Consider the following 14692-nt stretch of genomic DNA (forward strand, 5'->3'; position numbering starts at 1 on the left):
AATTTGCGGTAGAATTGCAGTCGGTTGGAACTTTAATTCGCCGCCCGACACTTGACCAGGCGTATCACGTGTTCTGCTTCGCTTTTTGCTTTCGTCGTATTAGTTGCATACGAATATATGTATACGCCATAAGGCATCCCGATTCTCTCACATTCGGATGAATTGTATGCCCATGTTGGATCATCCTGGTTTTTAAGATTTTCTCCGTATCCCACCCTTAGAATGGCATAATCAACTCCGTCTGCTTTGACTTTATTCCAGTCAATTTTACCGTCCCATTTGCTCACATCGATTCCCTTTGCAGTGGCATTTGGAATTGGATTCCCCAGGGAATTCAAAAATACACCGTTTACATTTTTCCAAGCATTTGAAACTGCCCTGCCTCCTCTGGCTGATATGGATGGACCTATCGGCTCCTGCTGTTTTACCGGTTTTCCATCTTTAAACCGCCAACTGTTGGCCGGATCATGTTCTTCCGCACTTTTTTCTTCCGCAAAAACAGAAGCATGGCTGACGTAAGAAATTCCAGCCGCCAATACGATTGCTGAAACAAATACTGCAAGTTTATTCTTTACCCCTTTTACTCTCACTTGTCTCCTCCTTTTTCTATGTCAGTAGTATAACATCTTTCCGCTCATTTTCAAAACCCAATCACACAGAAAATTTTTCCATGAGTCTTCATGTAAAACAAAGTTTTCCTTACGCATCTGTGGACAGCCCTCGGAGATTTTGTATTTCATAGAGAAGGTCGTAGAACTTTTCTATGAAATGAAAAAGCCGCATCAGGACTTCTCCCATGCGGCATTCTCTTTTTCACTGATCAGACACACCCCATCCGGGACATCTCTCTCTTTAATCTTTTAATAATCTTCTTTTCCAATCTGGATATGTACGACTGGGAGATTCCCATTAAATCGGCAACCTCTTTCTGTGTTTTCTCCTCCCCATCCTTCTGGTTGATGCCGAATCTCAGCTCAATGATCTTTCTCTCCCGGTCAGAGAGGATCTTCATGGCATTCAGCAAAAGCTTCCTGTCCACCTCATGCTCCAGGTCCCTGTAAATAATGTCTTCGTCTGTTCCGAGTATATCCGAGAGCAGAAGTTCATTTCCGTCCCAATCCACATTCAGCGGTTCATCGATGGACACTTCCATCTTCGTCTTGTTATTTCTTCTCAAATACATCAGAATTTCATTCTCAATGCATCTGGAAGCGTAGGTAGCAAGTTTGATCTTTTTGGCCGGATTAAATGTATTGATGGCTTTGATCAGTCCGATCGTCCCAATGGATATTAAATCTTCAACACCGATCCCTGTATTGTCAAATTTCTTTGCTATGTAGACTACAAGCCGCAGATTCCGCTCAATTAATTTTGCCCTGGCTTCCGGCTCCTCCGCTGTCCCGAGCTTATGTATCATCTTCTCCTCTTCCTTTGCTTCCAGAGGAGCCGGCAGAATTTCTGCACCCCCTATGTAGTGGATTTCTTTTCCTTTCGCTAAAAAAGTCCTCTTTTGGCATGTCACATTAAGTTTCAGCACTGTACAACCTCCCATTACTTTATCTGACCAGATCCGGATGGAGCAGTAACTGATAGTGGCCGTCCCGGGAAAGCGGGTGCTCTGACAGTCCTATCAATCCTCTTTCTGCCATCCATGTCTGGCTGCTATTCTTGATTCTGATATTAGCTACAAGAATCCCCATCATCAGGCCGTTTTCCCTGCCAACCGTCCTGTATGGAATCATTCTTATATCTTTTAGCTTATGTTTTTCTATTAAAATGGTTAATGATTCATCTAAATATGGATTCAGTGCCTGTTCCTCCATGACGGAAACCGGGATCTTTTCTATAGGTTCGTATAAAAAATTCCCCGTATCCAAATAGGCAGTGACTCTGACCGTCCTGCCAAGGAGTTCAAATGATACCTGGTATAAGGAATCTTTCTGGCTCCTGATATTTTCCCAGACTGCACAATACAAAAAAGCCAAGAGGAGAAACGCCGCAAAACAGCCGAAAATCCAGATATGGATAGATAAACGGTATTTCACGAAGCTCCACAGTCCGCCCAGCAAGGCTGAGAGTGCAAATAAATATCCGGAACATATCAGACTTTTTCTCAGAGAGAGCGGAAATGCAAGCCAGGAGGTCGCTCCGATGCTTGCCGCGAGAAATCCAAGCTGGACTGCCTGATTTCCTTCCGCCGCCCATGCCGTCAGACACCCGAGTCCGCTTCCGGCCGCTGATGCCAGCAGGATACGCCAGACAGAACTCTGTGATTTCAGCGAACTTCTTAAAATAAGCAGCAGCCCCAGGAGGACCAGCCACTGTTCCAAAAACATCATCAAAAAAAACATAAGCTTATTATAAAAAAAGAGGTGCACGTACTTTGTCAAAAAAGAGAAGTGGCAGATACGTTAATTCTACAAAAAAACCCGTATCCTGCCTTACGGCAAGATACGGGCTTGTCCCACGTTTATTTTATTTTCTTCTGCTCTTTAATAAAAACTCCGGAATCACGATCTTTGAATCATGATCCTCTACACTGGCAGTCTCCTGTTCTTTGCTCCCATATGTAGATTCTGCTGTTTCAGCAGGCTCACTTTTCGGCTGACTGCTGTAGATAGGCTGTCCGGAAAAAACGGGAGGAGGAGTAATGCTTTTCTTCTTAAATCCTGCTCCTCTGGCTCCTGCCTCAGACTGGATCCCCGTGGCAACGATAGTTGCGCTGATCTGGTCACCCATATCAGAGTTGACAGTGCCGAAGATAACGTTGACTTCTTGTCCAGCCGTATCCTTCAAGTACTCTACTGCCTGCTGTGCCTCCAGCATACCCACATCACCTGAGAAATTGACGATGATATCGGTCGCTCCGGAAACTGTAGTTTCCAGAAGCGGGCTTTCCATGGCTGCCTTGATTGCTTCCAATTCCTCATCCGCAACACCCATACCGATGTGTGCAATACCCTTATCGCGCATAACCGTCTGGATGTCTGCAAAGTCAACATTGATAAGACCAGGATTGTAGATCATATCGGTAATTCCCTGAACACCCTGCTGAAGCACTTCATCAGCTTTTTTGAGTGCGTCCGGAATAGTTGTTTTCTTCTCGCAGATCTGAAGCAGCTTGTCATTCGGAATCACGATCATCGTGTCCACCTGATCCTGAAGACGCGCCACTCCCGCGACAGCATTATTCATTCTTGGCTTTCCTTCAAAAGTAAAAGGCTTTGTGACAACACCGACGGTCAAAATACCAAGAGACTTTGAAATCTCGGCAATCACCGGTGCTGCTCCGGTACCTGTTCCGCCTCCCATACCGCAGGTGACAAAGACCATATCGGCACCCTGTACCAGCTGTGTGATCTCATCCCGGTTTTCTTCCACCGCTGCCTCTCCGATCTCAGGTTTCGCACCGGCACCGAGACCTTTGGTCAGCTTTTCTCCTATCTGGATCTTCGTAGAGCACTTGCATAAAGACAGGGCCTGCCTGTCCGTGTTAATTCCTACAAGTTCCACTCCCTGTATATTTTCGTCAACCATGCGGTTCACTGCATTGTTGCCGGCTCCCCCGACTCCAATGACTAAAATTCTGGCTTGTGTGCTTTCTACATTCGGCATAATCTCGACCACGATGCTCCTCCTTCAATCTCTATCTCAAATTTTCTTATACTCATCCACATTATCATTTCATGTTATCTTCTTACATGATACAGTTTTTCAGTTAAACTTTCAACTACTTTTTCTTCTTGAAAATCGCTACCGGATTGTCCTTTGTAAAATATTTCATCGAGATGGTACCCTTCTTGCCTTTCATCTTAGGAAGGATACCTGTAAGCTCTGTAAGCTTCAAGTCCAGCTCCCGGCTGTTCCACAGATTAATCGTTAAATCTCCGCTGATCAGAAGGGCTTTCCCTTCTGCATTAAAATGGATCTGGCTTACCGGAAGATCATACTTGTCGATGGCCATGGTAATTTTTAGTATCTGCTCAAATACGGCAGTCTTCTTCTCCGGTATTTTTTCACCGAGAGCAATTTTTTTATAATTCAGCCCTGTGACCAGCGGCACATCATCATAGTGTTTCTCATAAATTTCCAGCGCATAGCCTTCCTTATCGAAATAAACATATTTCCCGTTATAATTCAGACACCCTGCCCGTTTTTTCTCATTGACCTGCACCGTCACCTGATTCGTCCCCTTAAGAGTTATCGTTACAGAATCTACGAACGGAAGCGTCTTTACAGGCGCAATCTTATTTCTCAGAAACAGGATCAGCCCGTTGCCCGTGTATGTATTGTCCTTCAGTGCGGCCGCTATCTCACCCTCTGTGTAATGGCTGTTCCCTTTTATGACAATCTTTTTCGTCTGGAATACTGCAAATAAAATAATACAGAGAAGAAACAGCAGGCCGGCAATGCAGCCGATAATTTTTTTCTTATTCCCAAGGCCCTTCTGCTGTTTTTTTGCCTGACTGATTGTAATTATTTTTTCATTTTTATCCATAATCAGTTCCTCTACATACGTATCTTCCTGGATACCGATAAAACCAGCCCCATCTCCGCCATAACGACCAGGATTGAAGTTCCGCCGTAACTTATAAACGGCAGAGGGATACCGGTCGGAGGGATCGTATTTGTTACAACCGCTATGTTAATAAATACCTGCACTCCGATATGAATCATAAATCCGATCACGATCAGGGACCCGAACAGATCATCCGAATTCATAGCGATCAAAAGCATTCTCCATATTAAAAGCATAAACAGAAGGATCAGACAGACAGCGCCGAATAAGCCCAGCTCCTCACAAATGATCGAGAAGATCATATCATTGTGGGATTCCGGTATGAACCCCATCTTCTGCATGCTCTGGCCAAGGCCCTTCCCAAACAGGCCTCCGGAACCGATAGCATACAGTGCCTGCATCGTCTGAAGTCCTTTCGGGTGAGTCTCCGGATTTTTCCATATCGCCACACGTTCGTTCCGGTAACTGTTGGAAAACGTCAGATAAAGCACTAATCCTGCGACACCTGAAAGGGCAATTCCCAGAAGCTCTTTGGTTTTCGGACTTACCACAAAAATCATGACCCCGACCATTGCTGTCAAAACGATCGCCGTACTTAAGTTCTGATAGGCAACCAGTCCGATGATCGGCAGACATCGGATGATAACTTTTACAGCAGCAGCCATCGTACGCATCCGATGGGCATTCTGTGATAATATGTATGCCAGATAGATCACAAGGAAAATTTTTGCGACTTCGGAAGGCTGGAACTGGAATCCTCCGATAGAGATCCAGCGCACAGCTCCTTTTTTAGCGGCACCGATAAATAATACGATGATCAGCAGTGCTACACTGAGTCCGTAGCAGCCATAGGCAATGATCTTTGCGTTGAGAATCCTGTAATCAAACCATGTGAGTGCTGCCATAAAGACCGCTCCCACTCCAACTGCAAAACACTGCCTGATGAGCCAGTGATACGGATTCCCAAAGTTCAGTGTACTCTTATATGAACTTGTACTAAAGATCATAACCAGGCCGAATCCCACGAGAAACATCACGATAAAAAGCATCGGATAATCGAGATAACGCCGCTTTGGCATGTATTTTTCACTGACTCTGCTTTTTTTCAAATCTTAGCGCTCCTTTAATTTGTTTACATACTCCTTGAAGCGGTCGCCCCGTACCTCATAGTTCGGGAACATCCCCCAGCTTGCGCAGGCCGGAGATAAAAGAACTGCATCGCCGGAAACTGCATGCTTTGATGCATACTCCACTGCTTCTTCCAGAGTATCTACATATACAATTCGGGAAAAACCATGGGCCTCGGCTGTTTTACCGATCTTCTCCGCCGTCGCGCCCAAAAGGATCAGTTCCTTCACTTTGCCGTCAAAGGCCTCGATCCAGTCATCATATTCTGCCTTCTTATCGTACCCTCCCCCGATCAGGAACGTGGGACGGTTCATGGCCTTGATCCCTTTGATGGCTGCATCGGTGTTGGTTCCCTTAGAATCATTGTAGTATGCAACATCTTTAATGGTATCTACATATTCTATGCGGTGTTCCACTCCTTTAAAACCAGAAACTCCCTTTCTGATCTGCTCTGCCGGAACCCCCATATAGTGGGATACCGCGATCGCCGCCAAAATATTTTCATAATTATGCCCGCCCAGAAGGTTGATATCGGCTTCTGTACATATGGTCTGTACTGTTTTGTTTTCTGCAAGCATGAAAGATCCGTCTTTAAAATAGACTCCTTCTTCCAGTTCATGATCCAGGCTGAAAAATACGACCCTGGCGTTTGCCCTCTCAGCCATATTTCTGGTCACTGGGTCTTCATAGTTCAGAACCATAACCTGATCTCCGGTCTGGTTCTTTCCGATGGATTCCTTTGTCTTTGCATAGACTTCCACTGTCCCATGCCGGTCCAGATGGTCCGGTGTAATGTTTAAAACGGCTGAAACCTTAGGGCAGAAGTCCTGTATCGTTTCCAGCTGAAAACTGCTGATCTCGGCCACAATAATGCTCTCGTCTTTTGTATCCAAAGCAACGCTCGTATACGGCGTTCCGATATTTCCAACCACATACACGTCACTGTAAAAACACTTCATGATCTCTCCCACCAGCGCTGTGGTCGTTGTCTTTCCATTCGTGCCTGTGATAGCCGCAATCTGTCCCCTGGAAACCTGATATGCGAGTTCAATCTCACTCCAGACAGGCCTGCCGGAATCCATAAACTGCTTTGATACCGGAGCATTGACAGAAATTCCTGGGCTAAGTACTAAGAGATCAAACTCCTCCTCTGCTCCCGGTGTGAGTTCTCCAAGAATCAGCGGAATCTCTTTTTTCCCCTCCAGTTTGTCATAAATATCCCGTGCCTTCAAGTGTTCATTTCCGTCATACAGACTGACAGATGCCCCGGAACGGATCAGGAGACTGGCAGATCCTATTCCGCTCTTCCCCGCTCCCGCAACTAAAACCTTCTTATCTTTTAATGTCATTTCCTGCTCCTTATCTAAATGGCGATCAGGCCGATCAGGCATAAGATTGCTGTGACGATGGCAAATATGGCAACAACTTTTGTCTCCGGCCAGCCGGACAGCTCAAAATGATGATGGATCGGCGCCATCTTAAAAACTCTTTTCCCTGTTTTCTTAAAATAAACGACCTGTATCATAACCGACAATACCTCGATCATGTAGATAAAAGCCACAAGCGGTACGAACAGAGGGAGCCTCAGCATAACCGCTGTGGCAGCCACGAACCCGCCCAGTGCAAGGGACCCTGTGTCTCCCATGAATACTCTCGCAGGGTAAACATTAAACACGAGAAATCCGAGCAAAGCCCCCACCGTGGCACAAGTGATGGGCCATAATCCCGGATCATTTCCGGAGATACCCGCTCCGATGGCTACAACCGTAAAAAAGGTAGCGATCAAAACAGTGACACTGGATGCAAGACCGTCGAGTCCGTCCGTAAAGTTGGCCCCATTGACAGTTCCCAGCAGGATAATAAAGATAGCGGGAACAAACAGTGCTCCCAGCTCCAGATATTTTCCGTGTGAAAAAGGGATCAGCATGGAGGTTCCAATATCCGTATGATTGATCAGATAGTATGCAAACACTCCGGTCACAATGATCTGTCCAAGCATCTTCTGCCAGGCCCTGAGTCCAAGATTTCTCTTCATCACGACTTTGATATAATCATCGATAAAACCGATGAAGCCGAATCCGAGGGTAACAAAGAGAACCGGTATAATGTTCGGATAATCTTTCACATAAAACAGAGAAGCCACAATGATGCCAAGCAGGATGATCAGTCCTCCCATCGTCGGGGTCCCTGACTTCTTCAGGTGGGACTCGGGTCCCTCGCCCCGGATGAACTGGCCGAATTTCAGCTTCTGTAAATATTTAATCATCATCGGGCTCAGCACCACGCTGACGAAAAATGCAATTAAAATAGGTTTTACGATACTATAATTCATGTTTTCACCTCATTTGTTTTTCTTATCTTTCCAGTATATCTTTATTTCTTTGTTTTATCAACCGTATAATCCTTGGAAATTCCAAGATAAGGAAGTGCAACTTTAAATACCTCCCGTACCACCGGCGCTGCGATGGTTCCTCCATAATAAGTGCCCTTCGGCTCGTCGATCATGACCAAAGCCATCACGGTTGGATGTTCTGCCTTTGAAAAACCTAAAAATGAGGAAATATATTTCCCTGTTCCGCGGGGCAGTTTTTCACTGGTCGCAGTCTTCCCTCCAATGGAATATCCTTCAATCTTACAGTTCCTTCCGGAACCTTCTGACACCACTGCCTCCAAAAGCTCCCTCATTGTCTCAGATGTTTCTTTTTTAATCACGTTTTTCTTTTTCGCAAATTCAAAAGTCTTCACTGTCTTTCCCGATGAATCCACTGCCTTCATGCCAAAATGAGGTGTCACCAGAGTTCCTCCGTTAACTGCGGCACTGGCAGCTCTCATCAGCTGCAGAGGAGTAATCTGGAAGGACTGCCCGAAAGACATCGTGGCAAGTTCCACCGCTCCCACATTCTTTTTGTTATGCATAATGGAATTTGCCTCACCCGGAATATCGATGCCGGTCTTTTCAAACAGGCCCATCTGGCGGAATATCGTATACATCCCGTCTACTCCTACCCTGGCTCCAACTTCCATAAAAACCGGGTTGCACGAATTCATAACACCCTCCTTAAAGGTCTCGGCGCCGTGCCCCGTGGTTTTATGGCAGCGGATCTTCCGGTCTTCCACGATCCGGAATCCCGGACAGCTGAAGTGATCCGTCACTTTCACTTTGCCAAGTTCCAGACCGGCGGTTGCAGTCACAATCTTAAAGACAGATCCCGGCTCATATGTATCATTGATACATGTGTTTCTCCACATTTGGTTCAACAGTTCCTGTCTTTTCTTTCCTGTGGTGTTCTCTTTTTTCCCTTTCAGTTTAAACGGTTCATTTAAATTGTATTCAGGAGTGTTGACCATGGCATAAATCTCTCCGTTTTGAGGATTCATGATAATCATGGAAACCCGTTTTGCTCCCTTTTCTTTTCTTACCTTTTCACATGCCTGCCACACATAGTTCTGCAGGTTCACATCCAGTGTAGTATACAGGTCATTGCCGGCTACCGGTTCATCTCTCTCCTCGTAGGCACCGTCAATTTCTCTTCCGCCGCCGTCCGTCAGTGTCAGGATTCTTCCGGGTTTGCCCTGCAGATAAGAGTCATATGTCACCTCAAGCCCAACGATCCCCTGATTGTCTCCTCCTGTAAATCCCAGGACTTTTGAAGCCAGATCATTATAAGGATAAGTCCGTTTATAATCCTCATCCACTTTAACGCCGGCAAGTTCATATTTTCTGATACGGTCTGCTGCGTCTTTATCTACATTACTCTTAATCTTTTCCCTAACTGAATTTTTATAAACCTTTTTTTTGATTTCTGACTCATCTATCTGAAGTTCCTTTGAAAGGACCGATACGACTTTCTCTTTCTGCTTTGTCTGGGAATGAATCACAGAGATAGAGTAAACCGCTTTGTTGGATGCGATCTTCACCCCGTTTCTGTCATAAATATTTCCCCTGGGAGCCTTGATTTCCCGCTCTCTCTGGTGCAGGTCTTTGGCCAGCGCCAGATACTTATCTGCCTGCCCGATCATCAGATAGCCAAGCCTTCCCGCCATAAAGATCAGACAGAATGCAAAGATGCCGCCCATGAGAAGCATCCTTCGTTTATAACTTGTTTTCATAAAAAACTCCGGAATCCATACTGATAAAAATATATGAATCCAAGGAAACAAGTATGACATGTTTTACTTTTTCGTTTTCTGCACATTCATGTCCTTCAGTGATTCTTTTAATACATCTCTCGCCATTTCAACAGCCAGTCCGGTGTTGAGCTGTGAGTCTTTCTGGATTTCATCTATGACCACATATACAACAACTTTAGGATTTTCTACGGGAGCAAATCCGCAGAAGGAGACGATGTAAGTCCCTGCACTTCTCGGAATTTTCTGTGCGGTCCCTGTCTTTCCTCCGACGCTGTAGCCTTTGATCTGTGCTTTTTTCCCGGTTCCTTTTTCGACTGTCTCTTCCATATAAGTGCGCAGCTTCTTGGATGTATCAGCCGAGATCGTCTGTTTGACCAGTTCGGATTCCTTGTTGCTCACTACATTTCCTTTGTCATCCCTGGTCTGCTTCACCACATGAGGCTTATAGTAGCTGCCTCCGTTGACCAATGAACTGAAAGAAGATGCCATTTGTATCATAGAACAGTTAAAGGACTGTCCGAAGGAACTGGTAGCCAGATCAACATTCGTCATCTGGTCTGCGCCGTGCAGAAGGCCTGCGGTTTCCGCTTCGCCCGGAAGATCGATCCCCGTCTTTACTCCAAAGTTAAAATCTTTTTGATATTTTGCAAATACATCCTTACCTTCTTTAAAGGCAATATCCATCAGCGCCACATTGCATGAATATGCGATGCTGTCAGACAGACTCAGATTTCCATGTCCTTCTCTGTGAGAACAGTGAATCTTGTATTTCCCCACCTGTTTGTAACCGCTGCAGTAATAATGTTCATTTCCCTTGAGAATCCCGTCCTCCAGTCCTCCTGCCACCGTAAACGGTTTATAGGTAGATCCCGGCTCGAAACTGTTTGATACGATCGGATTCTTCCACAGTTCATTAAAGGCTTTTACCTTCTGTTTTTCTGACATGGAATTAATCTGGCTCTGAGAATATTTCGAGAGCAGACCTTTTTCATCTCTGGGGTGTTCCAGGTCATATTTGTTGGAGTTGGCCATTCCCAGGACTTCCCCATTGTTCGGGTCCATGACCAGAATAGAGCTTCCCTTACTGCCGTATTTTTTTTCAAACTTTTCCAGGCGGTCTTCGGCTATTTTCTGGATATTGATGTCGATCGTAGACACAAGTGTTTTGCCGTTTTCCGGATCTACTATAGAGTCATCCTGTTCCAGTTCCTCATTCAGATACGTGTATTTTCTTCCGTCCACACCGGACAGTGTACTGTTATAATACTGCTCTATCCCCGTTGTTCCAATGCTTCCGTCAGATACGAACCCGAGAAGGTGGCTTGCCAGACTCTTATTGGGATATCTTCTCACATACTTTTCAGAAAAAGTAATCCCCACAACCTTTTTTCCGTTTTTCGATTTCAGAAAATCTTTCAGATCTGCCACTTCACTGTACTTCATGTCTTTTTTGTACACTGAGTAATAAGAGTCTTTGTTGTCTTTTATATAGGACAGCAGATCATCCCGGTCAAGGTCCATATATTTGGTCAGTGCATTCAAAGCATTTTTCTGAGTCTGCTCTGTACGCAGGATATTTTTCGGTTCCAGGACCAGACTGTATAACTTCTGGCTGGTAGCCAGCGTGTTTCCGTTTCTGTCGAGGATATCTCCCCTTTTGTACGGAAGGGTCTGGCTCTGATAATTCTGCTGGGCCAGAACTTTTTTTTCATATGTCTTATTTTTTGCCACACTGAAATAAACCAGCCGGCCCATAAGGCAAATAAAAAGAATTGCTATGAGAGCCGATACAGACAGAGTCCTGACTCTCATAGCATTGTTTATTCTTTTGATCTTCTTATATTTCTTTTTTTTCAATAAAACCGCTCCTTACTTTGAATCGGGTATTTTATTGTACTGTCTCACATAGTCAACATTCTTACTGTCATATGCAATTACCTTACTCTGCGCAGGTTTCTTCATTCCGTATTTCTTCATGGCCGTTTCCTGGATCGCAGGAAGATTAATGCTCTGTTCGATCTCCAGATTCAGATCCTCATTTTCGACCAGCAGTGTGCTGAGCTCCGATTTCTTGGCAGAGACTGCGGACCGCTGCTGCTCCAGTTTTGACTGCTCCGACAAATAGAAGAAGCTTACCAGTGCGATCACAGCCATACCTGCTGCCAGCGCTTTGATAAACGCAAAATCAAATTCCAGAGCTTTTGTTTGGTTTGCTTTTGTCTGAGGTGTTGTCTTTCTTTTGGTGCGTACTGCCGGTTTCCTTTTCGGCTGCCTGGATGGTTCATACTCGGGTTTTGCCGGTGCCGCTTCCATTTTCCGCGCAGTATTTCCGTAAATAAATTCATATCGCTCTTGTCTCGTCTTATTCACTTCGCTGTTCTCCCCCTCACTATTTTCTCTCAAACACTCTTAATTTTGAACTTTTTGCTCTTTTGTTCCTCATAAGTTCTTCTTCGGTCGGTATAATCGGCTTTCTTGTGATAACCTTACCCTTCGATTCATTTCCGCAGGTACAGATCGGGAAATTCGGCGGACAGGTACACGGATTTTCATTTTTTCTGAACGCCCGTTTCACAATTCTGTCTTCCAGAGAATGAAAGGTAATGATGCACAGTCTTCCTTCGGGGTTTAACAGCTCGATCATCTGGTCAAGACTTGTCTTTAACACTTCCAGCTCCCGGTTGCATTCAATCCGGATGGCCTGAAATGTCCTTTTTGCAGGATGTCCTCCCACAGCCCTCACCTTCATCGGTATTGCATGTTTGATCACCTCAATAAGCTGTCCTGTTGTCTCAATCGGTACTTTCTCTCTCTCTGCTGCAATATGTTTGGCAATATTTTTAGCAAACTTGTCCTCTCCATAATCGCGGATAATATGAAACAACTCCTGTTCACTGTATCCATTGACTATGTCTCTTGCAGAAAAAGTCTGCCTTTGATCCATCCTCATATCCAGCGGTACGTCTTCGCGGTATGTGAATCCCCTGTCCTTCTCATCCAGCTGAAAAGAGGAAACGCCAAGATCCAGAAGAATTCCGTCCACACGGGATATCCCCAGATCCTTCAGCACTTTCGGCATATTCACATAGTTATCTCTTACAATCGTAACTTTATCCTGAAACGGAGCAAGCCGTTTTGTGCTTGCCCTGATCGCATCCTCGTCCTGGTCAATGCCAATATATCGTCCCTTTTCAGAGAGTCTGTTCAGGACATGAAAGGCATGTCCGCCTCCTCCAAGAGTCCCATCCACGTAGATACCGTCCGGTTTTATCTTTAGTTCCCTTATTGTTTCATCCAACAACACAGATGCATGTTCAAAATCCATTTGTCTTTCCTTCCATTCAGATATTCAAACCTAGTTCCTGCATACTCTGGGCAATATCGTCCATATCGTCATAAGCATTATTTTCAAGCCATTGTTCTTTGCTCCATACCTCAATACGGTCCAGCATGCCCGTAAGAACTACTTCTTTATCCATCTGTGCAAATTCACGCAGTGTGCCTGGCACCAGGATTCTGCCCTGCTTGTCCAATTCACAAGTGGATGCTCCGGCCAAAAAGAATCTGGAAAACTTCCGTGCATTCTTATCGATCAGCGGCAGGCTTCTTAATTTTTCTTCAAAAGCCTCCCATTCTTTCATAGGAAACACGAATAGGCATCCATCCAATCCCTTTGTAAGAACGAACTCACTGCCCAGTGCTTCTCTGAACTTTGAGGGGATTATCAGTCTGCCTTTCGCATCGATTGTGTGATTGTATTCGCCCATGAACATGGTAATCACCTGCCGTTTCCCAAATCGGGTGCGCTCCACCTGATGATCAGTCGTGACACTTTGTGGTCTTTTCTACCCACTATCCACCACTTCTCACCACTACTGTCTCCATTCTAATGGATTGTCCACAAAAAATCAAGAAATAAAAAAACTGTCCACAGAATTTTTTCTGTGAACAGTTTTTTTCTACACTTTTAATGTTTCCGTTTTTTCCACTGATAGAGAAGGACAAGCAGTGCCCCGGCAGCAAAAAGTGCCGCAACTACCTGAGATACGGCGATTTGTGTTCCCGGGATCAGCAGCTGGTCTGTCCGAAGGCCCTCGATCCAGAATCGTCCGACTCCATATCCGATGGCATAAATTGCCAGCATCTGGCCGTCAAATTTTTTGTGTCTGAACATGATAACAATGAGAATCAGCAGTGCAAGGTTCCACAGCCCTTCATATAAAAACGTAGGGTGTACCTGAATATAAGTATTCATATGGCTTCCGCTTCCCACAAACACAGCCTGGTCATACAGCCCGGCATCCACAATCTCTGAAAGTCTTCCGTGCTTTACGAAATAGTCTGTGGGGATCTGCATAGCCAAAGGCCCGTTGGTAAAGCCTCCGAATGCTTCCCTGTTGAAAAAGTTCCCCCATCGGCCCAGGATCTGGCCGATCAGCAGCCCCGGCACCGCAATATCCGCCAGTTTGAAAAATTCTATTTTCTTCACTCTGCAGAAGATGACCATCACAATGACCGAAGCAATAATCCCTCCATAAATGGCAAGGCCTCCGCTCCTGGTATTCAGTATCTCCGTCAGATGATCTTTGTAGTAATCCCAGGAAAAAATAACATAATAAAGTCTCGCCCCAATGATAGCAGGAATCATCACCGCGATGATGAAATCAAAGACCAGATCCGGATTGACTCCGTTTTTCTTAGCCATTCTGGCCGCCGCAAGCATCCCCAGAAGAAATCCCAGTGCAATGACTATACCGTAATATTTGATCTCAAATCCTCCGATGCTGATGCCCTCTCCCACATGTTTGAACACAATGCCCAAAAATGGAAACCGGATTTCATTTTCCATAATCGCATTACTCCTTTCCGTCGTTTCATCTTATCCCATTTTTCTTTTCTTTTCAAGGTTCTTAT

General features: G+C 45.2%; 14 protein-coding genes. All 14 read right to left on the bottom strand.

The features are described 5' to 3' along the window. Nucleotides 1-32: 32 nt before the first annotated feature. Nucleotides 33-590: a GH25 family lysozyme gene (locus tag DWV34_RS16545; RefSeq protein ID WP_243000941.1), complete on the bottom strand. Its 558-nt coding sequence runs from the start codon at nt 588-590 to the stop codon at nt 33-35. A 230-nt stretch (nt 591-820) separates the two neighbouring features. Beyond that, nucleotides 821-1552 (bottom strand): RNA polymerase sporulation sigma factor SigE, encoded by a 732-nt coding sequence (gene sigE, locus DWV34_RS16550; protein ID WP_006565514.1) that lies wholly within the window; start codon nt 1550-1552, stop codon nt 821-823. 4 nt (nt 1553-1556) lie between these two features. Continuing rightward, nucleotides 1557-2336, bottom strand: coding sequence for a sigma-E processing peptidase SpoIIGA (locus DWV34_RS16555; protein ID WP_225103781.1), 780 nt, complete (start codon nt 2334-2336; stop codon nt 1557-1559). Nucleotides 2337-2475: 139 nt separating this feature from the next. Then, nucleotides 2476-3627 (bottom strand): cell division protein FtsZ, encoded by a 1152-nt coding sequence (gene ftsZ, locus DWV34_RS16560; protein ID WP_009290260.1) that lies wholly within the window; start codon nt 3625-3627, stop codon nt 2476-2478. A 103-nt stretch (nt 3628-3730) separates the two neighbouring features. Further along, a complete protein-coding gene (locus DWV34_RS16565; protein WP_022261305.1) occupies nt 3731-4498 on the bottom strand; it encodes a cell division protein FtsQ/DivIB in 768 nt (255 codons plus the stop codon). A gap of 11 nt (nt 4499-4509) precedes the next feature. Further along, complete coding sequence (locus DWV34_RS16570; protein WP_009290258.1) at nt 4510-5628, bottom strand: FtsW/RodA/SpoVE family cell cycle protein; 1119 nt, start codon at nt 5626-5628, stop codon at nt 4510-4512. A gap of 3 nt (nt 5629-5631) precedes the next feature. Beyond that, nucleotides 5632-6996 (bottom strand): UDP-N-acetylmuramoyl-L-alanine--D-glutamate ligase, encoded by a 1365-nt coding sequence (gene murD / locus DWV34_RS16575; RefSeq protein WP_009290257.1) that lies wholly within the window; start codon nt 6994-6996, stop codon nt 5632-5634. 14 nt (nt 6997-7010) lie between these two features. Beyond that, a complete protein-coding gene (mraY, locus tag DWV34_RS16580) occupies nt 7011-7979 on the bottom strand; it encodes a phospho-N-acetylmuramoyl-pentapeptide-transferase (RefSeq protein ID WP_006565520.1) in 969 nt (322 codons plus the stop codon). Between the two features lie 41 nt (nt 7980-8020). After that, a complete protein-coding gene (locus DWV34_RS16585; RefSeq protein ID WP_009290256.1) occupies nt 8021-9757 on the bottom strand; it encodes a peptidoglycan D,D-transpeptidase FtsI family protein in 1737 nt (578 codons plus the stop codon). A gap of 63 nt (nt 9758-9820) precedes the next feature. Then, nucleotides 9821-11635 (bottom strand): peptidoglycan D,D-transpeptidase FtsI family protein, encoded by a 1815-nt coding sequence (locus tag DWV34_RS16590; protein WP_118476721.1) that lies wholly within the window; start codon nt 11633-11635, stop codon nt 9821-9823. A gap of 12 nt (nt 11636-11647) precedes the next feature. Further along, nucleotides 11648-12148 (bottom strand): hypothetical protein, encoded by a 501-nt coding sequence (locus tag DWV34_RS16595; RefSeq protein WP_022261306.1) that lies wholly within the window; start codon nt 12146-12148, stop codon nt 11648-11650. Nucleotides 12149-12167: 19 nt separating this feature from the next. Beyond that, complete coding sequence (gene rsmH / locus DWV34_RS16600; protein WP_022261307.1) at nt 12168-13103, bottom strand: 16S rRNA (cytosine(1402)-N(4))-methyltransferase RsmH; 936 nt, start codon at nt 13101-13103, stop codon at nt 12168-12170. 16 nt (nt 13104-13119) lie between these two features. Next, a complete protein-coding gene (gene mraZ, locus DWV34_RS16605; protein ID WP_006565525.1) occupies nt 13120-13551 on the bottom strand; it encodes a division/cell wall cluster transcriptional repressor MraZ in 432 nt (143 codons plus the stop codon). Nucleotides 13552-13745: 194 nt separating this feature from the next. After that, nucleotides 13746-14627 carry a prolipoprotein diacylglyceryl transferase gene (lgt, locus tag DWV34_RS16610; protein ID WP_006565526.1) on the bottom strand — a complete coding sequence of 294 codons (882 nt, stop codon included), beginning with the start codon at nt 14625-14627 and terminating at the stop codon, nt 13746-13748. Nucleotides 14628-14692 lie beyond the last annotated feature (65 nt).

Origin of the sequence: Anaerostipes sp. AF04-45 (assembly GCF_003461725.1) — a bacterium.
Lineage (GTDB): Bacteria > Bacillota > Clostridia > Lachnospirales > Lachnospiraceae > Anaerostipes > Anaerostipes caccae.

Excerpts from the sequence above, each read along its gene's own strand:
- sigE (WP_006565514.1), bottom strand. The coding sequence starts at position 1,552 with ATGGGAGGTTGTACAGTGCTGAAACTTAATGTGACATGCCAAAAGAGG.
- DWV34_RS16555 (WP_225103781.1), bottom strand. The coding sequence starts at position 2,336 with ATGTTTTTGGAACAGTGGCTGGTCCTCCTGGGGCTGCTGCTTATTTTA.
- DWV34_RS16565 (WP_022261305.1), bottom strand. The coding sequence starts at position 4,498 with ATGGATAAAAATGAAAAAATAATTACAATCAGTCAGGCAAAAAAACAG.
- murD (WP_009290257.1), bottom strand. The coding sequence starts at position 6,996 with ATGACATTAAAAGATAAGAAGGTTTTAGTTGCGGGAGCGGGGAAGAGC.
- mraY (WP_006565520.1), bottom strand. The coding sequence starts at position 7,979 with ATGAATTATAGTATCGTAAAACCTATTTTAATTGCATTTTTCGTCAGC.
- DWV34_RS16585 (WP_009290256.1), bottom strand. The coding sequence starts at position 9,757 with ATGAAAACAAGTTATAAACGAAGGATGCTTCTCATGGGCGGCATCTTT.
- rsmH (WP_022261307.1), bottom strand. The coding sequence starts at position 13,103 with ATGGATTTTGAACATGCATCTGTGTTGTTGGATGAAACAATAAGGGAA.
- mraZ (WP_006565525.1), bottom strand. The coding sequence starts at position 13,551 with ATGTTCATGGGCGAATACAATCACACAATCGATGCGAAAGGCAGACTG.
- lgt (WP_006565526.1), bottom strand. The coding sequence starts at position 14,627 with ATGGAAAATGAAATCCGGTTTCCATTTTTGGGCATTGTGTTCAAACAT.